General features: G+C 67.9%; 22 protein-coding genes and 4 tRNA genes. 12 read left to right on the top strand and 14 right to left on the bottom strand.

All coding sequences use genetic code 11. The annotated features are described in order from the left end of the window. Positions 1-97: 97 nt before the first annotated feature. The gene (locus NVU01S_RS25715; protein WP_043664703.1) at positions 98-862 is read right to left on the bottom strand and encodes a DUF2127 domain-containing protein; all 765 of its coding nucleotides are present in this window, start codon (positions 860-862) and stop codon (positions 98-100) included. A 298-nt stretch (positions 863-1,160) separates the two neighbouring features. Between NVU01S_RS25715 and NVU01S_RS25710 the strand changes: the two genes are divergently transcribed. The 3 genes from NVU01S_RS25710 to NVU01S_RS25700 all read left to right on the top strand — a co-directional run bounded on the left by NVU01S_RS25710 (position 1,161) and on the right by NVU01S_RS25700 (position 5,645). Continuing rightward, positions 1,161-3,623 (top strand): glycerol-3-phosphate 1-O-acyltransferase, encoded by a 2,463-nt coding sequence (locus tag NVU01S_RS25710; protein WP_082031831.1) that lies wholly within the window; start codon positions 1,161-1,163, stop codon positions 3,621-3,623. Next, complete coding sequence (locus NVU01S_RS25705; RefSeq protein WP_052280189.1) at positions 3,620-5,056, top strand: HAD-IB family hydrolase; 1,437 nt, start codon at positions 3,620-3,622, stop codon at positions 5,054-5,056. Before NVU01S_RS25710 ends, NVU01S_RS25705 begins: the two co-directional genes overlap by 4 nt. A gap of 151 nt (positions 5,057-5,207) precedes the next feature. Continuing rightward, on the top strand, positions 5,208-5,645 hold the full coding sequence (locus NVU01S_RS25700) for a DUF6069 family protein (RefSeq protein ID WP_043664706.1): 438 nt from the start codon (positions 5,208-5,210) through the stop codon (positions 5,643-5,645). A 64-nt stretch (positions 5,646-5,709) separates the two neighbouring features. Here the strand turns inward: NVU01S_RS25700 and NVU01S_RS25695 are convergent, their stop codons facing one another. From NVU01S_RS25695 to NVU01S_RS25640, 12 genes are all read right to left on the bottom strand, one after another. Further along, the gene (locus NVU01S_RS25695; protein WP_043664709.1) at positions 5,710-6,411 is read right to left on the bottom strand and encodes a polyprenol monophosphomannose synthase; all 702 of its coding nucleotides are present in this window, start codon (positions 6,409-6,411) and stop codon (positions 5,710-5,712) included. Between the two features lie 274 nt (positions 6,412-6,685). Continuing rightward, on the bottom strand, positions 6,686-6,853 hold the full coding sequence (locus NVU01S_RS44300) for a hypothetical protein (RefSeq protein ID WP_167829341.1): 168 nt from the start codon (positions 6,851-6,853) through the stop codon (positions 6,686-6,688). A 70-nt stretch (positions 6,854-6,923) separates the two neighbouring features. Beyond that, positions 6,924-7,589, bottom strand: a complete 666-nt coding sequence (locus tag NVU01S_RS25690) for a GAP family protein (protein WP_043664712.1) — start codon at positions 7,587-7,589, stop codon at positions 6,924-6,926. Between the two features lie 98 nt (positions 7,590-7,687). Next, entirely contained in the window at positions 7,688-7,897 is a 210-nt protein-coding gene (locus NVU01S_RS25685; protein ID WP_043664717.1) for a hypothetical protein, read from the bottom strand. 163 nt (positions 7,898-8,060) lie between these two features. Continuing rightward, positions 8,061-8,552 (bottom strand): SRPBCC domain-containing protein, encoded by a 492-nt coding sequence (locus NVU01S_RS25680; protein WP_043664720.1) that lies wholly within the window; start codon positions 8,550-8,552, stop codon positions 8,061-8,063. Then, positions 8,549-8,866, bottom strand: a complete 318-nt coding sequence (locus NVU01S_RS25675; RefSeq protein WP_043664798.1) for an ArsR/SmtB family transcription factor — start codon at positions 8,864-8,866, stop codon at positions 8,549-8,551. The genes NVU01S_RS25680 and NVU01S_RS25675 overlap by 4 nt, the downstream gene beginning before the upstream one ends. A 1,607-nt stretch (positions 8,867-10,473) precedes the next feature. Further along, on the bottom strand, positions 10,474-10,638 hold the full coding sequence (locus NVU01S_RS43575; RefSeq protein WP_156161923.1) for a hypothetical protein: 165 nt from the start codon (positions 10,636-10,638) through the stop codon (positions 10,474-10,476). A gap of 309 nt (positions 10,639-10,947) precedes the next feature. Continuing rightward, the gene (locus tag NVU01S_RS25660; protein WP_156161922.1) at positions 10,948-11,358 is read right to left on the bottom strand and encodes a hypothetical protein; all 411 of its coding nucleotides are present in this window, start codon (positions 11,356-11,358) and stop codon (positions 10,948-10,950) included. Between the two features lie 543 nt (positions 11,359-11,901). Continuing rightward, positions 11,902-11,975 (bottom strand) — tRNA-Phe (locus tag NVU01S_RS25655). Between the two features lie 58 nt (positions 11,976-12,033). Further along, a tRNA-Asp gene (locus tag NVU01S_RS25650) sits at positions 12,034-12,107 on the bottom strand. Positions 12,108-12,136: 29 nt separating this feature from the next. Beyond that, positions 12,137-12,209 (bottom strand) — tRNA-Glu (locus tag NVU01S_RS25645). 95 nt (positions 12,210-12,304) lie between these two features. After that, positions 12,305-12,970: a TetR family transcriptional regulator gene (locus NVU01S_RS25640; RefSeq protein WP_029901157.1), complete on the bottom strand. Its 666-nt coding sequence runs from the start codon at positions 12,968-12,970 to the stop codon at positions 12,305-12,307. An 861-nt stretch (positions 12,971-13,831) separates the two neighbouring features. On the opposite strand from NVU01S_RS25640, the gene NVU01S_RS25635 reads away from it, so the two are divergent. The 4 genes from NVU01S_RS25635 to NVU01S_RS25620 all read left to right on the top strand — a co-directional run bounded on the left by NVU01S_RS25635 (position 13,832) and on the right by NVU01S_RS25620 (position 17,310). After that, positions 13,832-13,904: transfer RNA gene (locus NVU01S_RS25635), tRNA-Lys, on the top strand. Between the two features lie 163 nt (positions 13,905-14,067). Further along, on the top strand, positions 14,068-14,661 hold the full coding sequence (locus NVU01S_RS25630; protein ID WP_043680348.1) for a DUF937 domain-containing protein: 594 nt from the start codon (positions 14,068-14,070) through the stop codon (positions 14,659-14,661). A 282-nt stretch (positions 14,662-14,943) separates the two neighbouring features. Further along, positions 14,944-15,912: an acyl-ACP desaturase gene (locus NVU01S_RS25625; protein ID WP_014981508.1), complete on the top strand. Its 969-nt coding sequence runs from the start codon at positions 14,944-14,946 to the stop codon at positions 15,910-15,912. A gap of 531 nt (positions 15,913-16,443) precedes the next feature. Next, positions 16,444-17,310 (top strand): SDR family oxidoreductase, encoded by an 867-nt coding sequence (locus tag NVU01S_RS25620; protein WP_043680345.1) that lies wholly within the window; start codon positions 16,444-16,446, stop codon positions 17,308-17,310. 38 nt (positions 17,311-17,348) lie between these two features. Here NVU01S_RS25620 and NVU01S_RS25615 read toward each other — a convergent pair whose 3' ends face one another. Next, positions 17,349-18,392: an AraC family transcriptional regulator gene (locus tag NVU01S_RS25615; protein ID WP_052281285.1), complete on the bottom strand. Its 1,044-nt coding sequence runs from the start codon at positions 18,390-18,392 to the stop codon at positions 17,349-17,351. A gap of 127 nt (positions 18,393-18,519) precedes the next feature. On the opposite strand from NVU01S_RS25615, the gene NVU01S_RS25610 reads away from it, so the two are divergent. From NVU01S_RS25610 to dusB, 5 genes are all read left to right on the top strand, one after another. After that, the gene (locus NVU01S_RS25610; protein ID WP_043680368.1) at positions 18,520-19,404 is read left to right on the top strand and encodes a MaoC/PaaZ C-terminal domain-containing protein; all 885 of its coding nucleotides are present in this window, start codon (positions 18,520-18,522) and stop codon (positions 19,402-19,404) included. Next, positions 19,401-20,600 (top strand): lipid-transfer protein, encoded by a 1,200-nt coding sequence (locus NVU01S_RS25605; RefSeq protein WP_043680341.1) that lies wholly within the window; start codon positions 19,401-19,403, stop codon positions 20,598-20,600. Before NVU01S_RS25610 ends, NVU01S_RS25605 begins: the two co-directional genes overlap by 4 nt. 16 nt (positions 20,601-20,616) lie before the next feature. Then, positions 20,617-21,051, top strand: a complete 435-nt coding sequence (locus NVU01S_RS25600) for a type II toxin-antitoxin system Rv0910 family toxin (RefSeq protein WP_043680338.1) — start codon at positions 20,617-20,619, stop codon at positions 21,049-21,051. Positions 21,052-21,079: 28 nt separating this feature from the next. Beyond that, on the top strand, positions 21,080-21,958 hold the full coding sequence (locus tag NVU01S_RS25595; protein ID WP_043680334.1) for an SDR family oxidoreductase: 879 nt from the start codon (positions 21,080-21,082) through the stop codon (positions 21,956-21,958). A 182-nt stretch (positions 21,959-22,140) separates the two neighbouring features. Beyond that, positions 22,141-23,283: a tRNA dihydrouridine synthase DusB gene (dusB, locus tag NVU01S_RS25590; RefSeq protein WP_043680365.1), complete on the top strand. Its 1,143-nt coding sequence runs from the start codon at positions 22,141-22,143 to the stop codon at positions 23,281-23,283. Positions 23,284-23,459: the final 176 nt, after the last annotated feature.

Raw genomic sequence — 23,459 nt, 5'->3', positions numbered from 1 at the left:
CTCCAAAGCTCAAAACTGGCTGACTTGGAGGTAAGGTTAGCATTACCTGATTCAAGAAGAGCTGTGCTGGCGAACACAGCCGAGGACCCACGGAAGCCTAGTTCGCCGGTACCGCCAGGGCGGAACGCTCGACGCTCAGCAAACTCTCTGCACTGTGCTCGGCATGATAGGCGGCGGCGCCGCCGCGCAACCCGAACAGTCGCTTGGAGTAGAGCAACCAGACCACCGCGACGATATTGATCAGCAGCGCGCCGATCCGCAGCGCGGTGATCTTCTCGGTCAACTCGTAGATCTCCAACGGCAGGAACAGGCTCGTCGCGACCACCGCGAAATACTCGCCCCAGCGCTTCATCAGCCACAGGCCGGTCGCCTCGATCACCTGCAACCCGGCGTAGGTGAAAATCCCGGCCGCCACCCACAGCAGCGTCGTGTTCGACAGGGAGAACGCCTCATCGATCAGGTGCACGATCTTCGAACGGTCGATGTCCCAGCCGAGTTGGTCGGCCAGCGGGCGCAGCAGCGGCAGGTCCTGGTCGAACGCCGCGCGCATCGTCTCCCGCGAGGACCGGAACTTCAGCACCCCGAACGCGGCGGCCACCAGCACCAGGCCACGCAGCAGACGTTCGATCGCCAACGCGCGCATCAGCCAGCGATCGCGCAGCAGTCGCCCGCGCGGCACCTCCGGCGCGTGGTCGGCCGGCCCGGACCCCACCGGGTCACCGGGCACAAAGGTGCCACAGCGCAGGCAGCGCCACGCCACCCCCGCCACGGTGTCGACGCGCAGTCGCGCGGCCAGATCCGGTTCCTCCGGCTGGTAGGTGTAGTGGCCGTGCCAGCCGCACGCGCGCAACGCCCAGTCCATCCGCGCAGCCTAATTCGGCCGGGGGAGATAGCGCCGGATGCGCGCGGCAGTTCGATCCCGGCCAAAGCGAACAAACTTGCGACCTGGCCACGCCGCAGCGACCTATGATCCTGTCCAACACACGTTTCCCGGCCCGCAACAGCTGACGACGTAGGAACATGAGTAACTCACCGGGTACGGGCCGAGCCGAATCCGCTGCTGACCGGCGGGCGCCGACGCAACGGCCAGGGCGCCCGGGTCCGGCTCGACGCCCCGGGGAGGCGGGACAGGATCTTTTCAATCGGAGGGAAACCGGGTCATGATCGAGCACCGTGGCGGGTCGCCCGCGGATATCCAGCGAGCGTCGGCGCCGGAATCGGTGGTGGCCCTGGTCGACGCGGCGTCCGCGGTGGAACGCGAGCTGATCGGGAACTGGCTCAACGACGGTGGCCTCACCGGTGAGTTCGGCAGCACCGCGCCGGTGACCCAGCTGGATCTGGACGCGGGCGCGATCGCCACCCGGCTGGTCGGCCGACACGACGACCCGCTCGTGGTCCCGGTGCGGGTGCTCTGGCTGCCGCCGGAACGTGATGGCGTGCGCCGCATCACCTTCGCCGATATGGCCCTGCTCACCAATCCGCGCAAGCCGAACCGGCTCGCGCAGCGCAAACTGGTCGGCCAGCCGAACCGGCACGTGGTGCTCACCGGGCAGCCGGCGCTGCTCAGCGAGCTGCGCACGAACAATCCCGAAGCCGCGGCCCTGTTCGCGAAGGGCAGCGCCGAACCGTTCGCGCGCGCCATCGTGCGCGCCGCGGTCGTCGCGTTGGAGCGGGCCGAACGCACCATCATCGGCGACCGCTACAAGGTGCCCCGGCTGGTGGCCGAGGAGATCCTCGACTCGCCCGAGTTCCTGCGCAGGCTCGAACTCATCGCCGACCAGATCGGCGCGAGCCCGCACGAGGTGTACCGCCGCGCGGAGAAGGCGCTCAACGAACTCGTCGCCGCGCAGAGCAGATTGGTCTCCGACCTGTTCACCCAGGCGATGCGGCCGATCCACGCCTCGACCTGGAAGGTGGATTCCGACGATTCCGGCCTGGCCGGTCTGCGCGACCTGAACCGCCGCTTCCCGCTGGTGTTCCTGCCTTCGCACCGCTCCTACGTCGACGCGTTCGTGCTCGGTGATGTGCTGGCCCGCAACGACTTCCCGCCGAACCACGTGATCGGCGGGGCGAACCTCAGCTTCTGGCCGATGGGCCCGATCGCCCGGCGCACCGGAACCGTGTTCATCCGCCGCAGTTTCGGCGACGACGAGGTGTACAAGGCGGTGGTCGAGGAGTACTTCGCCTACCTGCTCGCCAAACGATTCAACCTGGAGTGGTACTTCGAGGGCGGACGCACCCGCACCGGCAAGCTGCGGCCGCCGCGCTACGGGCTCCTGAATTACCTTGCCTCGGCGGTGCGTTCGCATCGGGTCGAAGACGTCATGCTGGTTCCGGTGTCGATCACCTATGAGCGGCTGAACGAGCTGGGCGCCATCGCCACCGAGCAGGTGGGCGGCAAGAAGAAGCCGGAGGGACTCACCTGGCTGGCGCGTTATGTCCGCAGCCAACAGCATTCGGCCGGGCACGTGTACGTACGCTTCGGCGCACCCCTGTCGGCGCGGGATCGGCTTGCCGCGCACGGCGATCCGCTCACCACTCCCCCGCTGACCATTCCCCTGCACCGTACCGAGCCTGCTCCTCCAGGGCACACCGAACTCGGGCAGGGCGAGCCCGACGCACCCGAAATCGCCGAACTGGAGCGCAAAGCCGTGCAGCGGCTGGCGTTCGAGATCGCGGTCGGCATCAACGCGGTCACCCCGGTCACCGTGAACGCGCTGGTCACCCTCGCGCTGCTCGGCGTGCACGAGCGCGCACTCACCCTGGGCGAGGTGCGCACGGTGCTCGCTCCGGTGCTCGGCTACATCGAGAAGCGCGACCTGCCGCACGGGGAACTCGCCGCATTGCGCGACGATCAGGGCCTCGCCGTTGTGCTGGAACAACTCTCGCTGGCCAAGGTCGTCACCGTGTATCGCGGCGGACTGGAGCCGGTGTACTCGATCGAGGCGGGCGCGCACCTGGAAGCCGCATTCTATCGCAACAGCGCGGTGCACTGGTTCGTGCACCGCGCCATCCTCGAACTGTCCATCCTCGCCGCCCTCGACAGCGACGGCGCCGACCAGCTGAGCACCGGCTGGGACGAGGCGTTCCGGCTGCGCGACCTGCTGAAGTTCGAGTTCTTCTTTCCCGAGCGTGCCGAGTTCGCCGAGCAGATGACTGCCGAGATGCTGCTGCTCGATCCGGAATGGCACAGTCACACCAGGGAGAACACGCTGGGTTCGGAGGTGATGACCAGGCTCACCGACTCCGGATTCATGATGGCGCACCGCGTGCTTCGCTCGTTCTTCGACGCGCAGCTGGTGGTCGCCGAACGGTTGGCCGCACGCGATCCGGAGACCGAGATCGACCGCAAACAGCTCATCGCCGAATGCGTCGCGGTGGGCAAGCAGATGATGCTGCAGCAGCGGCTGCACAGCCCGGAATCGGTGTCCACCGAACTGTTCACCAGCGCACTGAAACTCGCGGACAACTACGGCCTGCTGGATCGCGTGTCGGACGATTCGGCCAAGACCAGGGCCGAATTGACCGAGCGTCGCGTGGAATTCGCGGATCGCCTGCGCACCATCGGCACCCGCATCTCGCAGGCCGCCGCCCTCGATCCGTCGAATCGGGCGCTGCGGTGAACCCCACCGCTTCCGGGGATCTGGACGCCGAACTCGCCGCGATCCGGTCCGGGCCGCAGGGTGCGCGGATCGCCGCGATCTTCGACTTCGGCGGCACCGTCGTCGCCGATCCGCCGGTGCCGGGGCCGTTGCGGCGGTTGTTCCGCGGGCGCGATATCGCCGGCGTCCTGCTGCGCGGCATTCGCGGCGGCACCACCGACGGCGCGTACGGCCGGTGGCTGCACCAGCTCGCCGAAGTGTCGGCGGGCAAGCTCGAGAACGACCTGGACGAGCTGGGTGTGCGACTGTTCCGCGAGACCATGTACGAGTACCTGTATCCCGAAGCGTGGCAACTGATTCGCACCCATCAAGCCGCAGGGCACACCGTGGTGCTGGCCAGCTCGCTGACCCGCTTCCAGGTGGCGCCCGCGGCGGCGGCGCTCGGTATCGAACATGTGCTGTGCACGCCGATGGCGGTGCAGGACGGCAGGCTCACCGGCTACGCGGATGGGAAAACGCTGTGGCGCAACGGTAAAGCCGCCGCGGTGCGCGAGTTCGCCGCGGACCACGACCTGGATCTCGAACACAGCTACGGTTACGCGGACAGTGACGCGGACCTGCCGCTGTTGGCACTGGTCGGGCATCCGGTGGCGGTGAACCCCGACCCGCAACTCACTGCGGCGGCCTCGGAAAAGCAGTGGCCCGTATTGCACTTCGCGGCCAGGCACGCCGCGCAGCCCGCCGACTACCTCCGCACCACCGCCGGTTTCGCCGGACTGCTGGGCGGCGCGTTCTACGGTGTCGCGGCGAAATCGGCCACCAAGGACCGGCAGCAGATGGCCGACGCGCTGATGGCGCACGCGGCCGGTAACACCTTGAGCATCACCGGTGTTCAGCTGCGCGTGCTCGGCGCGGAACACGCCCGCTCGCCGCGGCCGGCGGTGTTCCTGTTCAACCATCAGAGCCAGTTCGACATCATCATCGTCCCCGAGGTGCTCGGCGGTGGCGTCACCGGCATCGGCAAGAAGGAGCTGACCCGCAACCCGATCTTCGGACCGCTGATGCGCTTCGTCGGCGTGACGTTCATCGATCGCTCGAGCACCAGTGCGGCCAAGGCCGCCCTCGCACCCGTCGTCGAGACGTTGCGCAGCGGACTGTCGATCGCCGTCGCGCCCGAGGGAACCCGTTCCTACACACCGGAGGTCGGCCCGTTCAAGAAGGGCGCGTTCCATATCGCGATGCAGGCGGGGGTGCCGGTCATCCCGATCGTCATTCGCAACGCGGGCGAGATCTGCCGGCGCAACGCGATGGTCGCGCGCCCGGGCATCGTGGATGTCGCGATTCTCGACCCGATCGATGTCAGCGGCTGGGACCCCGCGAATCTGGACGCCGAGGTGGCCGCGGTCCGTCAGCGCTACGTGGACCTGCTGCTGGACTGGCCGCAGCCGGACTGAGCGCGCGAACATCAGGGAGCCGCAACACATTCCGCTACGGAGCGGGCCGGGGTGTGATCCAGCCCACCACCGATCGATTTGACCTGAACAATTATTGAGGTTTCACCATTGTTCTCAGCACCAGAGCACAGCTTCGGATGAGGAGAACATCATGACCATCGCGCAATCCACCACAGCGGCCCTGCGTATCCCGGCCGTCACCCGCCCCATCGCGATCCTCGGCAGCGTCGCGGTCGCGGTCGTGGTCAACCTCGGCGTGTGGCTGCTCGGCCTCGCGGCGGGCGGCTCCTTCGACGTGGTCGAGAAGGGCGTCACCACGCACGTCGGCATCGGCACGGTGATCACCTCGTCCGCGGTGCCGCTGTTCCTCGGCCTGACGCTGGCCGCGCTGGTGTCCTACTTCTGGACCGGGGTGCTGCGGGTGGCCCAGGTGGTCGGCGGCGTGCTCGCCATCGCGACCATCGGCCTCACCGTCGCCGCCACGTTCGACACCGTCACCACCATCGCGCTCTCGGTCATGCACGTCGTGCTCGCCCCGGTCGTCGTGCTCGGCCTGGAGGCGATGCGCCAAGGTCTGGCACAGCGCTGACCGCCCGCGAACGACGCAGGGCCCCGCATCCACCGGATGCGGGGCCCTGCTCGGTATTCGCGACTCAGACCGAGCGACCGAAGAGCAGCTTCCACGGCATCAACGCCGACTCCAGCTGCACCTTCAGGCTCATCTTGGACGCACCGAGGGTGCGCTCCTCGAAACGGATCGGCACCTCGGCAATCTCGATGCCCTGCTTGACCGTCCGGTAGTTCATCTCGACCTGGAAGGAGTACCCGTTGCTGCGGATCGAGCCGACCTCGATGGCGCGCAGCGTATCCGCCTTCCACGCCTTGAAGCCGGCGGTGGCGTCCTTCACGTGCAGCCGCAGGATCAGGTTCACATAGAAGTTGGCCCACGCCGACAGCGCTTTGCGGTACCACTTCCACTCCTCGGCGGTCGACCCGCCGGGCACGTAGCGCGACCCGAGCACGACGCCCGCGTCGGTGCTGGACAGCTTCTCCAGCATGGCCGGAATCACCTCGGCCGGATGCGACAGGTCGGCGTCCATCTGGATGACCACGTCCGCGCCCTCGTCCAGCGCGCGGGTGATCCCGGCGATGTAGGCCCGGCCGAGGCCGTCCTTCTCGGTCCGGTGCAGCACGCCCACCACGTTCGGCAGTTCGGCGGCCAGCTTGTCGGCGACCTCACCGGTGCCGTCCGGTGAATTGTCGTCGACCACGAGCACGTGCAGGTCGGGCACCGGCAGCGCGGTCAGCCGCGCCACCGCCACCGGCAGATTTTCCCGCTCGTTGTAGGTCGGCACAACAACGGTAACCCTCAAGGGTCGCCCTCCCTGCTGATCCTGGTCCGGCTCGCAGCCCACGTCAGGACCACCGAGCACTCGTCTGATTCGAGAAAACCGTACTTGATCGTGCTGAAGCGGACCTGAGTGGATATACCTGGACGCCAGGACTTCGCGCCCGTACCGCCAGGTCTCGAGATCACATTTACCGGGCGTTTTCCGTTCCGCCCCGAACCCGCGAATCGACGGTGCGCGCGGGATCACTTGCCGCACACCGGACTAGGGCACCGTCAGGTCAGTCGCCGTCGCGCGCGTCGGCCTGCGCGTTGCGTGCCTTGACGATCTCCAGGGCCCGTTCCGCGGTCGCCTGATCCGGATACGGACCCATCCGATCCTGGAACCAGCACTGCCGGCCCTTCTCGGCCCGCTTGTGCTTCAAGCAGTAGTACCAGCGCTCAGCCATGCCCCCAGCATTCCACCTAGGTTGCCCGCGTAACAGAATTTCCGAGATCGCTCCCGGCGTGTGAGCACGTTCACCACAGGTGCACGAGCGCATCGACCACGAGAACTATGCCGAAGACCACGAAAAGAATGCGCAGCACGCGCGGCACGTGACGGGTCAAGACGCGGACGATGGCGCGGTAGACGCGTCTGGCCCGGGGCGTCCGGCGCAGCGACAGCGAGAGCACCAGCAGGGGCGGCAACAGCGCGAGCGCGCAGTAGGCGACCACGAGCAGCGGCCAGATCGATGGGTGCCGCGCCGAGATCATGGCCAGACCGGCCAGATACGGGACCGCGGTCGGCGCCTGCGCCAGACCGATCGCCATCCCCACGAACCCGAACAACCACGGTCTTCGACGCAATGCCGAGGCCCAGGCGGGCGGCTCGTTGCGCGTGGTCACCGGTACCCGGCTGAGCGCGATGAGCACCACACCCAGCACCAGCTCGCCCCAATATCGCACCGCCGGTGTGAGTTCGAACGACACCAGCTCGGTCAGGAAAGTGAGGCCGAGCACCGTGCAGATACCGAACGCGGTGGTAACCGCGAAAACCCCTGCGATGAAACTCAATCCGCCCGGTACCGGAGACCGGCGGCCCAACCGGCTGTCGGCCACCACCGCCGTGGTCAACCCCACCAGCAGCACGTCGAGCGAATCCAGCAGCGCGAATCCGGCGAGCGCGAGTAGGAGAGGCACCATGACCGGCCCAGCCTACGGGAGCCGGCGCACCCCGCGGCCGGGCCGCGAGCGGGGCATGCGGTGCGCGTTACGTCACCGCGCGCCCCGCTCGCCGGGACTCAGGGGCAGTTCGGCGGGCCGATATCGCAGGAGATGCGTGCGGAGAGACTGGACAGGTACTTCGCCGAACCGGAGGCGGAGCCCGAGCCGGCGCCATCGATCGGCTGCGCCTCGGGTACTGCGCTAGTAGCGGGTTCGAGCGGCAGGCCCGGCGCGGCTGTCGCGGAGCCGGTCCCGGCCAGCGCGGCGAGCGCAATCGCGCCCGCCACAAGGCAATTCGTCACTATTCGGTGCACCGATACCTTCTTCCCAACAGCGGCGGCGCAATGCGCGTCGCCGTGTTCGCCCAGGTTAGGAAGATCACTCCGGTGCCGGACAGTCCCGAGTTGTCCCGCCACCGGCCTTCGGGCCCACGGCGAACGGGGCAGCAGGTCAGGCGGTCGGCGGGCCGGACTGCGGGCCGATCAGCGGCTCGAAAACGGCGGAGTAGGCCTCGAAACGCGGTTTCCAGTCGCCGGGCTCCAGCCCCGCGAGCTGGTCGAGGCAGGCGTCCCAACCCGCGGCATTGCGGGCCGCGGCGTCCGGCGCCAGTTCGTTGACGAGCACCAGGTGCGTGCCGCTACCGTGCGGTGCCAACTCGAAACGCAGCCGCTCGTCGCCCCAGCTGAACGCCAAGAGCTTCGGCTCGTCGACCGCGAGCACCTCGCCGTCGAGCAGCAGTCCGCTCCCGTCACCGAAATCGAAACCGATCGTCGCGCCGACCCGCCACACCCCGCCGGTCACCTGCACGTCGCACGGAAACCACGCGCGCAACTGTTCCCGGTCGGTCAGCGCCTGCCACACCACCGGTGGCGGATCGACCAGCTCCCGCTCCAACCGCACCGCGGGGCGTTCACCGTCGGTCCGCAACTGGGCCTCGGTCATGATCGTCTCCTCCGATCGAGATGCTCTTCGAGTAGATCCAGATGGGTGTTCCACATCTGGCGATACGGGGCCAGCCAATCGTCCAGTTCCACAAGCGGTTCCGGCCTGATCCGGTACAGCCGGCGCTGCGCGTCGACCCGCACCTGCACCAGCCCCGCCTCCTTCAGCACCCGCAGATGTTTGGACACCGCCGGCTGACTGAGCCCCAACTCCGCCACCAACGCCCCCACCGGCGACTCCCCCGCCCGCAACACCTCCAAGATCGCCAACCGATGAGGTTCAGCCAGCACTTGAAAGACAGTCGCCGCAGTCACCCCTTCATAGTCCACTTCAGTTATATAACTGTCAAGGAATATGCGCAGCTCGATGTCCCGCACCCGATGCGGGCCTCCTCACCGTCTCGCTGCGAACCATTCGCAGTCGCCACCGACCGCGCGACCCACCACAAACCGCGAACACTGTTGGCACCATCAGATTTCCGGCAGCCGCTACCGACTCCGCACGCCAGACGCGCTCCTCCGAGTTCAGCAGCCACGCGTGCGCCAGCCAGGCGTCGACCGGATCATCGGTCCCCGTTTCCTGCCGACCGCGCCCTCAGCGATACCCCCACCGGGGCCATCAGGGCCGGGCTGTCGCACGGGTGGCCGGTAGGGCACGAGCGGGCGCCGGTGCGCCTTCGGGCGTCTGCGATTTCAGCGATGCTCACCATCGTGGCCATCGGGGCCATCGGGGCCATCGGGGCCATCAGGGCCATCAGGGCCATCAGGGCCAGGCTGTCGCACGGGTGGCCGGTAGAGCCACGGACGGGCGCCGGGTCCCTACTGGCGTCCGCAGTTTCCGCGGCGCTCGTCGCCACTCGAGCCGGGTTGCCGCCTGCGTCCCGGCGGAGCCTCGGGCCGGGCGCAGGTATCCCCTTTCGAGCGTCGGCGATTTCAGCAATTCCACCATCGGGGCCATCGGGGCCAGGCGTGTCACACGGGTGGCCGGTAGAGCCGCGGGCGGGCTCCAGGTCCCTACTGGCGTCTACAGTTTCCGCGGCGCTCGTCGTCACTCGAGCCGGGCTGTCGCCTGCGTCCCGGTGGGGTCTCGGGCGCAAGTAATCCCTTTCGCGCGTCGGCGATTTCAGCGATGCTCACCATCGGGGCCATCGCGCCATCAGGGCTGTCGCACGGGTGGCCGGTAGGGCCGCGAGCGGGCGCCAGGTCCCTACTGGCGTCCGCAATTTCCGCGGCGCTCGTCGTCACTCGAGCCGGGTTGCCGCCTGCGTCCCGGCGGAGCCTCGGGCGGGGCGCAGGTATCCCTTTCGGACGTCGGCGATTTCAGCGATGCTCACCATCGGGGCTATCAGGGCCATCAGGGCCATCAGGGCCATCAGGGCCAGGCTGTCACACGGGTGGCCGGCAGGGCCACGAGCGGGCGCCAGGTCCCCACTGGCGTCTACAGTTTCCGCAGCGCTCGTCGTCACTCGAACCGGGTTGACGCATGCGTCCTGGAGCCCTCGGGCGGGACGCAGGTATCCCTTTCGGACGTCGGCGATTTCAGCGATGCCCACCATCGGGACCATCAGGGCCAGGCTGTCACACGGGTGGCCGGTGGGGCCACGAGCGGGCGCCAGGTCCCTACTGGCGTCCGCAATTTCCGCGGCGCCCGTCGTCACTCGAGCCGGGTTGACGCCTGCGTCCCGGTGGAGCCTCGGACGGGGCGCAGGTATCCCTTTCGGACGTCGGCGACTTCAGCGATGCTCACCATCGGGGCCATCAGGGCCATCGCACAGTAACCGGTGGGACCACGGGCGGGCGCCGGTGCGCCTTCGTGCGCCTGCGATTTCCGAGGCGCTCGTCGTCACTCGAGCCAGGTTGACGCCTGCGTCCCGGTGGGGTCTCGGGCGAGGCGCAGGTATCCCTTTCGGGCGTCGGCGATTTCAGCGGTGTTCGTCGTCGGTGGCGGCGGGTTCCTCCGGGGGATGGCGCGGCACCACATCGATCTGGACCGACCCTGCGCGGACTGATCGCAGAATCAACCCACAGACCACGAGCAGGACTCCGACGATCACCACAAAGATCACGATGTTGCCAACCATGGTCACGCCCTCCGACAACCTCCGGCCACTGCCTCGATCCTAGACACCGCCGACGCGCACGCCCCGGACCTCACCTTTCAGCCTCGGATCGTCGACCGATAGCCCCAGCGACCCCTTTCGAACGCTGCGCCGCGCCCCTTGCAGCGCTCACCGCACGGAACCCCCTCGGCGACCGCAGGTTTCGGCCACAACCCCACGTCGTGTCCCGGCCGACACGCCGCGTCGCGTCCTGGTCGACTGATCACGAGGTAATGGTGGCGGCATCGGCCGAGAGGCTCCCGCCACCATTACCTCCTGATCGACCGACCAGCTGCGCTAGCCCAAACTGACCACCTTGGCCGTCCCGGATATCACGGTGTCGGTGGCGTCGACCAACGCCATCCGCACCTGCACCGTCTGCCCGCGCTGGATCGGCTCCGGCGACCCGTCCACCCCGGCCACCAGCACCACCGCCGACTGCCGAGTCCCGTCGCAGATGACGCCGGTCTCCGTCCCCGTAGCCGACGGACTCTCCGCCTGCGGATCCCCCACCATCACCTTGATCCCGACCACCCCCGCCGAAGCCTCACAGCTGTAGTCGGCCCCCACATTCGCCGGCCCCACCCCCGTGATCTCGATGCTGTTGTCGGCCCAGGCCGGTGCCGCGGTCACCCCCAGCACCACCCCCACGGCCCCGACCACACTCACCGCAAACGCAGAACGCCGATAGTTCCGAATAGTCACCATGGATCCCATTCCTCCTGAGTAGCGGAAGCAGATCGCGGAACACACTCGAACTCAGGCACGGCCCAAACCGCACCCCCCTCATGATTCCCCACCCCCACAAAAACCAACCAGTACTTCGAAAACCTCACCCCTGACCGCCCGCAGAAGCGCCTCCGCCCGAGGCGGGTCCGGCTACGGGACGAAGCCCGGCAGCGGGAGAAGATCAAGCTACGGGAGGCAGTCCAGCTATGGGAGGCGGTCCGGCTACGGGAGGCAGTCCAGCCACGGGAGGCGGTCCAGTTACGGGAGGCAGTTCAGTTACGGGAGGCAGTTCAGCTACGGGAGGAAGTCCAGCCACGGGAGCCGGTCCAGCCACGGGAGCCGCTCCAGCTACGGAGGAAGTCCAGCTACGGGAGCCGGTCCAGCCACGGGAGCCGGTCCAGCCACGGGAGCCGGGGTCCGGGGGCGAAGCCCTCCGGGCGGGTGTGGGGTTGCACCCCACAAGATACGAACGAAACGAGCCCACCCGCGCTTTCCGCGGGTAGGACTCGCCTACGAGTGAAGTGGCCAGGGCCGGGATCGAACCGGCGACCTTCCGCTTTTCAGGCGGACGCTCGTACCAACTGAGCTACCTGGCCGCAGGCACCCGAGTTGAATGCCATACGCGAAACGCCGGATTGCTCCGGCGCTCACTTGCGACCCTGACGGGACTCGAACCCGCGACCTCCGCCGTGACAGGGCGGCGCGCTAACCAACTGCGCCACAGGGCCTTGCTGTGCTTCCAACGATCCGAAGACCGTACCCCCTACGGGATTCGAACCCGCGCTACCGCCTTGAAAGGGCGGCGTCCTAGGCCGCTAGACGAAGGGGGCTCGTCTCCGGATTTCTCCGGAACCGGCTTCAACGGCTGTCCGTTGGGAGCCCGGTTAGCTTATGACAGACCGGACTCGTTAACCAAACCGGCTGGTCAAAGCCCCAAACTGAGCTCTTCGAGGCGGGCTTGGGTGCGCCAGCCGTCGTTGTGGAACTTCTCGGCCCATTCGGGGGTGGCCATGGACTCGATGACGACCTCGAGTGCTTCCTCGAATCGGGTCCGCAGGTCTATCCCGGTGCCGTGGGCGTCGACCAGGTAGCGCTGGCCGGCCAGGGCGGCGACGAGGGTGCGGGTGAACCGATCGGCGTCGGCGCCGGGCCGGAGTTGTCCTTGGTCGATGGCGCGGACGGCGAGCGCGCGGGTGGCGCGCCCGAGTATTCGCCCGCCACCGGATTGCACGTCCCGATAGAAGTCGGGTTCGATGATCAACCGGTATTCGGCCTGCACGATGATGTCGTGCTCGAGCCGCAATGCCATCTCGTCGATCATGCCGTGCAGGATGTCGAGGGGTCCGAGATCTGTTCGCGCGAGCCAACGCTCGGCCGAGGCGCGGTAGCGCTCGACCGCCGTCTCCAGGACGGCGCGCGCGAGATCTTCCTTGGAATCGAAATGGAAGTACATGGCGCCCTTGGTGGCACGCGACCCTTCCAATATGCGGTTGAGCGATGCAGCGGCATAGCCGCTCTTCCCGAACTCAACGGCGGCGGACCTGATAATCGCCGCACGTGTCCGGCGGGCCCGCTCTTGCTGCCGTGCCATGCTCGAAACGCCTCCGAAGCCTACTCGCCGCCAAACAGCCACCCCCAAAGGAACGGGCCCTTGGCGCGAAGTTATGAGTTTTATCAATACTTCAAACCGGGTTTTCGCCCAGTTTCAAACTTTCGGTACGAAAACTTGCGAAAAACCTGAAACACACCAGCTGGTATAGTTTTCCTGCCTGGGTGCGCTGCAGGGGGTGCGCACCCAGGCATTTCTTCGTCTCGGATCTGCCTCCTGCGGCGTCGTCTCCAGGTAAGCCACGATCGGCCGGACCGGTCGCGACAGATTCGGGCACATCAGCGATAAGTCGAATTCCGAATCCCCGAACAGGCCGGCGATTCTTCCGGAATTCATCAAGTTGTCACCGTACCCGGAAACCCCATCCGACACGCGGCAAACCGACGAGTCAGGTAACCAACTACTCAGGTTTACTGTTACAGCAAACATTGCGCAACCTGGAGCGGGGCGGCGCATGGGCGCCCAATTCGCCAGCGTCGCAGCAACGTTCACCCGCGTGGACCGGCCGGCCGGAACACCGGCGGGCACCCGCAGCCCACCCGCTCACCATCCGGGCCGGCCCCGACGGGCTCGGGGCATGCACCCCCGGCAAATCCAAAGACATTGCTAGCCAACATGATTGGATGGTAGCCAATTCCGGCCACAATGAACAAAGTTGGGTGCCAAATGTTTACCGCCGAGATCGCCCGCCGAGCTCGGCGCGTTACTCGGCGCCGCAACAGCTCTCGATGTCCGGGCGCCAGCACTGTCCCGCGCCCGGGATCGAGCGACCGCGCGCGCCCGCCACGCGCCCCGCTCCCCCATTTGGGCCATCCGCGCCGCGCCTACTACACTGCCCACCGCGCCCCTATAGCTCAGTTGGTAGAGCTACGGACTTTTAATCCGCAGGTCGTAGGTTCGAGCCCTACTGGGGGCACACATCGGGCGCCCGGTCACTCCGGGCGCCCGCTCTCGTCTGCGGGCCGGGCACGGGTGTGACCAACGCGCCCGGCGCGGATACACCACACTCGCCTCGAGCCTTCCCTTACTGTGAGCGCGACCCGGACAAACCCGGGTCGTCCCTCGACAAGGCGGAGCCGATGACTTCCTTCGATGATTTGCTCTCCCAGGTACCTATCGCCCAGATCGCCGAGAAGCTCGGCGTCGACCAGAACACCGCGACCGCGGCGGTCAGCGCGGCCCTGCCGACGCTGCTCGGCGGACTGCAGGCGAACGCGACCAAACCCGAAGGCGCGGCGTCCCTGGTCGACGCGCTGGACAACCACGGGGAACTCGTCGAGGGCGAGGGCACGGTCGACATCGACAAGGTCGACGTGAACGACGGCTCGAAGATCGTCGAGAACGTCTTCGGCACCGAGAAGAACACGGTGATCAGCGCGCTCGGCGCGACCGAGGGCACCGGCGGCAACGACCTGATCGCCAAGCTGATGCCGATCCTCGCCCCGATCGTGCTCGCCTATCTGGCCAAGCAGATGACCGGTGGCGGCGGTGCCGGGGCGCCCCAGCCGCAGACCCAGGCCGGCAACGGCGGGATCGGGGACATCCTCGGCGGCCTGCTCGGCGGCAGCGGTAAGAGCGGCGGCATCGGCGGCGCGATCGGCGAGGCGCTGGCCAAGAACGCCGGCGGCGCACTGGGCAACGTGCTCGGTGGCCTGTTCGGCGGAAAGCGCTGACCACTCGGCGCCTGCGCGACACGGCGGCGTGTGCGATGCAGCACGCCGCGCTAACACCGGTCGGCCCGCGGCGATAATCCCCTCGCTGCGGGCCGACGCCATACACTCGGAGGTGGCCACCGAACGCCGACGATGGCGTATGACGTGCATCACGGGGCGTCAACAGGCATTCGGATGCGTTTCGCATCACACCTACGGTGCCGTAAGGTATGGCCGCACGGCATCGGTCTACCTTGGGGGGATGACCTGCACGACCGGACGCACAGACTGAAGGGTTCATACATGGCAAGGGATCTGACTCAACTCGAGCTTCTGACGGAGTTGGAGCCGGTTGCCGAAGAGAACGTCAACCGGCACCTCTCCCTGGCAAAGGAATGGCATCCGCACGACTACGTCCCGTGGGATGAAGGCCGCAATTTCGCCGCACTCGGGGGTATCGACTGGGATCCGGAGCAGTCCCGGCTGAACGAGGTCGCGAAGGCGGCCATGATCACCAATCTGCTGACCGAAGACAACCTTCCGTCGTACCACCGCGAGATCGCCGAGAACTTCTCGCAGGACGGCGCGTGGGGCACCTGGGTCGGCCGGTGGACCGCCGAGGAGAACCGGCACGGCATCGTGATGCGGGACTACCTGGTGGTCACCCGCGGCGTCGACCCGGTCGCGCTCGAAGAAGCGCGAATGATCCACATGACCAACGGCTTCGCCTCCCCCACCGAGGCCGACGCGGGCTTCCTGCACTCGGTCGCGTACGTGACCTTCCAGGAACTGGCCACCCGAGTGAGCCACCGCAACACCGGCAAGGTCTGCGACGACCCGATCGCCGATCGCATGCTGCAGCGCGTCGCGGCCGACGAGAACCTGCACATGATCTTCTACCGCAACATGTGCGGCGCCGCTCTCGACCTGTCGCCGGATCAGGCGATCGAGGCGATCACGTTGATCCTGGAGAACTTCCAGATGCCCGGCGCCGGTATGCCGAACTTCCGCCGCAACGGCGTCCTGATGGCCAAGCACGGCATCTACGACCTGCGCCAGCACCTCGAAGAGGTGGTGCAGCCGGTGCTGAAGAAGTGGAACATCTTCGACCGCACCGACTTCACCGCGCGCGGCGAGGCGGTCCGCGAGCGGCTCGGCCTGTTCCTGGACAAGCTCGGCAAGGACGTGCTGAAGTTCGAGGAGCAGCGCGACCGCATGCTGGCCCGCGAGGCCGCGAAGGCCGAACGCCAGATGGCAAGCACCGCCAGCTGATCCAGCGCACAACAGATCTCACGCCGCCGCCCGGACTCCGGGCGGCGGCGCGCTTTTGTCCGGCTAACTCCGCGCACCGCATTTATCGAGTTCGAAGGTTTATTGCGTCGAACATTCTCCGCGCGACCCCGCCGACATTCCCGGCTGCGCACATACCCGGCGGTTTCCGCGCGGCCCGCATCCGTGTTGTGACAATGCCCTGATCGGAAACCCGCACGGTAGTGCGCAGACACCGCCGCGGTATTCGCCGCGCCGCACCGGCCGACTAATCGGCGGAAATGACGGTCGCCCGCTCGCCGTATTTCGGCGGGCGATATCCATGGCGATCCGATCATTTCGCTACCTGCCCGGCACCGGTACGGACATGCGCGCGCTCGGCGCCGAGCACTGTTCCGCCGCACCGTGATCGGACGAATCCGCCGACCGGCAGGCGGGAAAGGCCGACACTGAGAACAGCGCGCCGCACCTTCGCCCCGGGCGTGCGCAAGCCGGTGCGTGCTCGAACGTTCACGAAAGAGGAAGGCCGGGAACATGACCAGTGGACCGAAGGGCGAGGTCTCGCTTGCTGGAAAGGTCGTCGCGATCACCGGCGGCGCCCGTGGGATCGGCCGGGCCACCGCGGAGGCGTTTCTCGGCGCGGGCGCCGCGGTGGCGATCGGCGATATCGACGTGGAGCTGGTCGCCAAGACCGCGGCCGAACTCGGCGCCGATCCGGGCGCCACGATCGTCGGCCTGCCGTTGAACGTCACCGACCGCGACTCGTTCGCCGCATTCCTCGACGCGCTCGAAACCGAACTCGGGCCGTTGGATGTGCTGGTCAACAATGCGGGCATCATGCCGACCGGATTGTTCGCCGACGAGGACGAGGCGATGACGGACCGGATCCTCGACATCAACCTGCGCGGCGTGATCCACGGATCCCGGCTGGCCACCCGGCGGTTCCTGGCGCGCGGCAGCGGCCACCTCATCAATATCGCGTCGCTGGCCGGCACCCAGGGCTTTCCCGGACTGGCCACCTACTGCGCGACCAAGCACGCCGTGGTGGGTTTCACCGCGGCGCTGCACCTGGAGATGAAGGAGCACGGCGTGCACGTCTCGGCGGTACTGCCGGGCATCGTGCGCACCGAACTGTCCGCGGGCGCGAACATGCCGAACTGGATCGAGCCGATGACCACGGTGGATCCCGCTGATGTCGCGCAGGCGATCGTGCGCACGGTGGCCAAGGAGAAGCCGTTGGTGACGGTGCCGCGCAGGTTGGCCGCGATCATCAAGACCGCCCAGTTGCTGCCCTATCGCGCCCAGCTGGTCGTCGCGCGAATCACCGGGGCGACAACGGCTTACGCGCAGCCCGATCCGGTGGTCCGGGAGCGCTACCACCGGCGGCTGCGCGACCAGTAGCGTTTGCCGGCTCGCGAGAACAGCTGTCCCGCAACCGTTCAGCGTTGACCGGCGGCGCCGCGGTAGGAACCGGGCGGGCTGCCGGTCCAGCGGCGGAACGCGCGCCGGAACGCACTGGGTTCGGAGAAGCCGAGCCGGGCCGAGAGCGCCTCGACCGTCTCCTCGCCCCGCACCAGGCTGGCCACGGCGGCGTCCCGCAGGATGTCCTCGCGGATCTGGGTGATCGAGGTGGCTTCCTCAGCGAGCTTGCGGCGCACCGTCTGTGGGCTCATGGCCAGCAGCTTGGCCACCTCGTCGGCGCTCGGCCAGCGCTCGCCCGCGCTGCGGTCACCGCGCAGTCCGCGGGCCAGAATCTGGCGCACCTGCTCGGCCGGCGAACTGCCGTATTCGCGCCGCGAGAGCACATCGGTGGGCGCGTTGCGGGTCCAGGCGATCAGCTCGTCCTCGGTGCGGGTGATCGGCGCCGCGAGCAGGTCACTGGCGAAGGTGAGCGCCGCGATGGGCGCGTCGAAAACGAGCGGGGCGTCGAAGACGAGGGCGTAGTCGTCGAGGTTGCGTGGCCGCGGATAGGGGAATTCGACCTGCCGCAACGGAACTCGGCGGCCGATACCCCAGGCGATCGTCCGGTGCACCCCGGCGAGCAGGAACGTGGTCAATAACTCGTTGCCTTCGGCCACTTCCCGGGTGTCGAGGGTGAAGCGGGCGTTCGCGTCGGCGGTGGTCATCGTCATCGGCGGCAGGCCGGGCAGCAGGCGCCGATATTCGAAGAACCGCTCGATCGCCGCCCCGAGGTCCGGGCAACCGATCAGCCCGAAGCCCACCAACCGGATCGATCCGCGCGGCAGCGGGGCCGGGCCGAGACCGAACAATTCGTCGTCGCTGATCCGCCAGAGTTCCCGCACGGTCGTGGCCATCTGATCGACGGTCACCCGGGCGCGATCCTGGGCGAGCAACTCCGGCGCCACCCCGACGCTGCCGAGCAACTGCTCGATGTCCACCCCCTGCCGGGCGGCGGTGGCGACGGCGGCCCGCACGAAGTCGATCGGCACCGTCCTGGCCGTCACCCACACCTCCTGCGTCACCGGTCGAAGCGAACCTACCAGCCCGGATGTGCTGAGCGCGGCGGTCACGGAACGCGCGCAGCACGGTCATCCCGGCCGCGCGCCCGGGTTCCTAGCGTGGGTTGTCGAGCAACGACCAGGAGGCCGAATGCAGGGACAGCAGACGGACGGGACGGATTTCGACCTCGAGCGGCTCGGTAGCTGGGGCGCGACCGACACCTTCGAAGTGACCCGCGAGCGCGCCATCGCCTATGCCGCCGCGACCAACGATCCGATCGCCCACCACATCGCGGGGATATCCGCGCCACCGGTCTTCGCCGTGGTGCCGGTCACCGCGCTGATGGCCGATGCCGCGATGTCGGTGGTGCCGGACGATCTGATGCTGCGGATCCTGCACGGCGAGCACGATTTCCGCATCCACCGGCCGATCGAGCCGGGTGAGACGCTGGCGGTGCGGGCGCGGCCGATAGGGGTCGAGGGCAAGGCGTCGGGGGTGGTCGTCACCGCGCACCTCGAGACGCGCAGCGTCGACCGCGGTGACCTCGTCAACGAGCAGTATTTCGTCGCCTTCTTCCGCGGCGGCACGTTCGACGGGTGCCGCGGCGAGCCGAGCCCGCCGCACGGCTTCGACGAGCGGTTGCGCACCCGGGCACCGGACTGGACCGCGGCGCAGACCTTCGACGCCGACCAGACCTTCCGCTACGCGGAGGCTGCGGGCGATCCGATGCCGATTCATCTCGACGACGATTTCGCCAAGGCGATGGGCCTGCCGGGCATCATCGTGCACGGCCTGTGCACCATCGCGTTCGTCTCGCACGCGTTGCTCACCCGGATCAGCCCGGAGTCTCCGGCCCGGCTGAAAAGACTTGCGGTGCGGCTGAGTTCGCCTGCCCGGCCCGGCCAGACCATCAGCACCTCGGCCTGGTCGGCCGGTCACGGCCGCTACGTCTTCGAAACCCGATCCGACAGCGGCAAGTTCGTCATCCAGGACGGACTCGCCGAATTCGCGCACGTACAAGAGGAAACGACATGACCAACAGAGTCTTCGTCATCGGTGTCGGTATGACGAAGTTCGAGAAGCCGGGCCGCCGCGAAGGATGGGACTACCCGGCGATGGCGCGGGAGGCGGGCGAGCACGCGCTGGCGGATGCGGGCATTCGCTACGACCAGGTGGCCGAGGCGTACGTCGGCTACGTCTACGGCGATTCGACCAGCGGACAGCGCGCCATCTACGAGCTCGGGCTCACCGGGCTGCCGGTGGTCAACGTGAACAACAACTGCTCCACCGGTTCTTCGGCGCTCTTCTTGGCGGCCAAGGCGATTCGCGGCGGCGATGCCGACTGCGCCATGGCGCTCGGCTTCGAGAAGATGCAATCGGGTTCACTGGAGGCGGGTTTCACCGATCGGGAACAGCCGCTGCTGCGCCACATCGAGGCGCTGGCGCAGCTGCGGGACTTCGCGATGCCGGTGGCGCCGTGGATGTTCGGCGCGGCCGGCGTCGAACACATGGAGCGATACGGCTCCACCCGAACACATTTCGCGAAGATCGCGGAGAAGAACCACCGGCACTCCGCGAACAACCCGTACGCGCAGTTCCAGAACGTGTACACGCTCGACGAGATCACCGCGGCCAAGATGGTTTACGAGCCGCTCGGGCTGACCAGATTGCAGTGCTCGCCGACCTCCGACGGTTCCGGAGCGGCGGTGCTCGCGAGCGAACGCTTCGTCGAGGAGCACGATCTCGGCGCCCGCGCGGTCGAGATCGTCGGCCAGGCCATGGTGACCGACCTCGAATCCAGCTTCGCCACGAAGACGGCACGGTCGCTGGTCGGCGTCGACATGACCGCCGCCGCAGCCCGAAAGGTCTACGCGCAGGCCGATATCGGACCCGACGATCTCGACGTGATCGAGTTGCACGACTGCTTCTCGCCCAACGAATTGCTCACCTACGAGGCGCTCGGCCTGTGCGGCGAGGGCGAGGGGCACAAGCTGGTGGACGCCGCGGACACGACCTACGGCGGTCGCTGGGTGGTCAACCCCTCGGGCGGCCTTATCTCCAAAGGGCATCCGCTCGGCGCCACCGGACTCGCGCAATGCGCCGAACTCACCTGGCAGCTGCGCGGCGACGCGGCGGCCAGACAGGTCGCGGGCGCGAAAGTCGCTCTCGCACACAACATCGGCCTCGGCGGCGCCGCCATCGTCACCGCCTACCGGCCTGCCGACCGCTGAAAGGACGTACCCACCAATGGCACTGGCCAAGGTATCCAAGGAATTTCCCGTCGCACCGGACCGGGTGTGGACGGTGCTGACCGATCCGCACCGCTTCGAGGAGTGGCTGACGGTGCACACCAAGTGGAAAGAGTTGCCGCCCGCGCAGCTGTCCGCGGGCGCGACCATGACCGAGGTGCTCTCCATCATGGGGATGGCCAACACCATCACCTTCACCGTCGTCGACTACGACGCCCCGAACACCACGAAGTTCTCCGGCACCGGCATGGCGGGGGCGCAGATCAGCTTCACGCTGACCGTGACGCCCCAGGGCGACAACAACTCTCTGGTCACCATCGACGCCGAGTTCATCAGCCAGATGATGGTCGGCGCGATCGGCGGCGCGATCGAACGCGCCTCGACCCGGGAACTCGACGCCTCGCTCACCAACCTCGCCGGCCTGCTCGCCTGACCGGATCACCCGCATCGAAAGGAACGACATGGGTTCGCTGGACGGACGCGTCGCGATCGTCACCGGCGCGGGCCGCGGCATCGGCCGCGCGCACGCGCTGCTGCTGGCCGCCGAAGGCGCCGCTGTCGTGGTCAACGACCTCGGCGGCAACAACGAGGGCATCGGCGCCGACGCCGGTCCCGCGCAACAGGTGGTCGACGAGATCGTCGCGGCGGGCGGTCGCGCCGTCGCCGACACCGCGAACATCGCCGACTGGGCGGGCGCGAAAGCCCTTGTGGACCAGGCGATCGACACCTTCGGCGGTGTGGACGTCCTGGTCAACAACGCGGGCATCCTGCGCGACGCGTTCATCGCCGCAATGGATGAGACGCAGTGGGACGCGGTGCTCGCGGTGCATCTGAAGGGTCACTTCGCGGTGCTGCACCACGCCGCCGCGTATTGGAAGGCGGAATCGAAAGCGGGCCGGCCGGTCGCCGCGTCCGTGATCAACACCGCCTCGGCCTCGGGCACCTTCATGCCGAACCCCGGTCAGGCCAACTACGGCGCGGCCAAGGCGGGCATCGCCGCGTTGACCCAGGTCGCCGCGCTCGAGCTGGAGCGATACGGCGTGCGCGCCAACGCGATCGCGCCCGTCGCCCGCACCCGGCTCACCCTGGCCACGCCGGGCATGGGCGCGATGTTCGCCGAGGAAGTGCCCGCGGGCGAGTTCGATGCCTTTGCGCCGGAGAACATCTCACCCATCGTCGCGTATCTCGCCCAGGAGAAGTGTCCGATCACCGGCAAGGTCTTCGCGGTGCAGGGCGGCGCCATCTCGGTGCTCGCCGGCTGGACCGCCGCCGCGACCATCGAGACGGGCGGGCCGTGGGACCTCACCGATCTGGCGGACCGGCTGCCGGATCTCGGCTGATCGCGCGTGCGCGTCCGCCGGGCAGCAACCGGCGGGCGCACACGACTGTGACATGGGGCACAGCTCAGTTCCGCGGTTACTCGCCGACGCCGGGCGCGGAGCCCGCGGCACCCGACCCGAACAGCGAAAACGACCCGACCAGGCCGCTCACGTGCGGAAATGAGACACTGGACGGCGTGACGATGACTACCGAGGCGACGAATGCACTGCGGATCGGGCCGTATCCGGTCGATCCGGCGGTGGTGCTCGCGCCGATGGCGGGCATCACGAATCTGGCGTTCCGCAAGCTGTGCCGCGAATTCGGTAGCCCGACCTCGATCTATGTCTGCGAGATGATCACCGCCAGGGCGGTGGTCGAGCGCAACGAGAAGACGCTGGACATGATGTCCTTCGACGCGGACGAGTCGCCGCGCTCGATGCAGCTCTACGGCGTGGACCCGGCCACCCTCGGCGAGGCCGTGCGGATCATCGTCGGCGAGGGCTGGGCCGATCACATCGACATGAACTTCGGTTGCCCGGTGCCCAAGGTCACCCGGCTCGGCGGCGGGGCCGCCCTGCCGTACAAGCGCGCGCTGTTCAGCCGGATCGTGCAGGCCATGGTGCGCGCCGCCGAGCCGGCGGGCGTGCCGGTGACGGTGAAGTTCCGGATCGGCATCGACGACGAGCACCTGACCTACCTGGACGCCGGGCGGATCGCCGAGGCCGAGGGAGCGAAAGCGGTTGCGCTGCACGCCAGGACCGCCGCACAGCGCTACTCCGGCCAGGCCGACTGGACGGCCATCGCCCGGCTGAAGGAAGCGGTCACCACGATTCCGGTGCTCGGCAACGGCGATATCTTCTCCGCCGCCGATGCCGTGCGCATGATGGACGAAACCGGCTGCGACGGTGTGGTAGTCGGTCGCGGCTGTCTCGGACGCCCGTGGTTGTTCGCGGAGCTGCAGGCCGCGCTGCGCGGCGAGCCGCTGCCCGAGGCGCCGAACCTGGGCCGGGTCGGCGAGGTGCTGTACCGGCACGGTGCGCTGCTCTCGGAACACCTCGGCGAGGACAAAGCGATGCGCGACCTGCGCAAGCACATGGCCTGGTACCTGATGGGCTTCCCGGTCGGCGCCGACCTGCGCCGCGCCTTCGCCACCGTGTCGCGGCTCACCGAGCTGGAAGACCTTGTGGGCCAGCTCGATCCGACGGCCCCGTTCCCGAAGGACGCCGAGGGCCCGCGCGGTAGACAGGGCTCCCCCGGCAAAGTCGCGCTGCCCCATGGCTGGTTGGACGATCCGGCGGATCCCGCGGTCCCGCACGGCGCCGACGTGATGCACAGCGGTGGCTGAACCCGCCTGAACAGGGCGAGCAGTCCCGCGCGAAGCCACGCGCATCCCGCTGCGGACAAGCGAAGAGACACAACGGAAGTAGACAAAGACCGGCCGGTCGGGCTAAATCGTGATACTCCCGACGGGGAGCCTGTTTCGCACTCGGGTGGCCCGCTGTGGCGGAATCGTTATCATTG

This window comes from Nocardia vulneris, assembly GCF_001613425.1.
Taxonomy (GTDB): Bacteria; Actinomycetota; Actinomycetes; order Mycobacteriales; family Mycobacteriaceae; genus Nocardia; species Nocardia vulneris.
The sequence above is the reverse complement of the archived record's forward strand: the minus strand, read 5'-3'. Positions and strand labels throughout refer to the sequence as shown.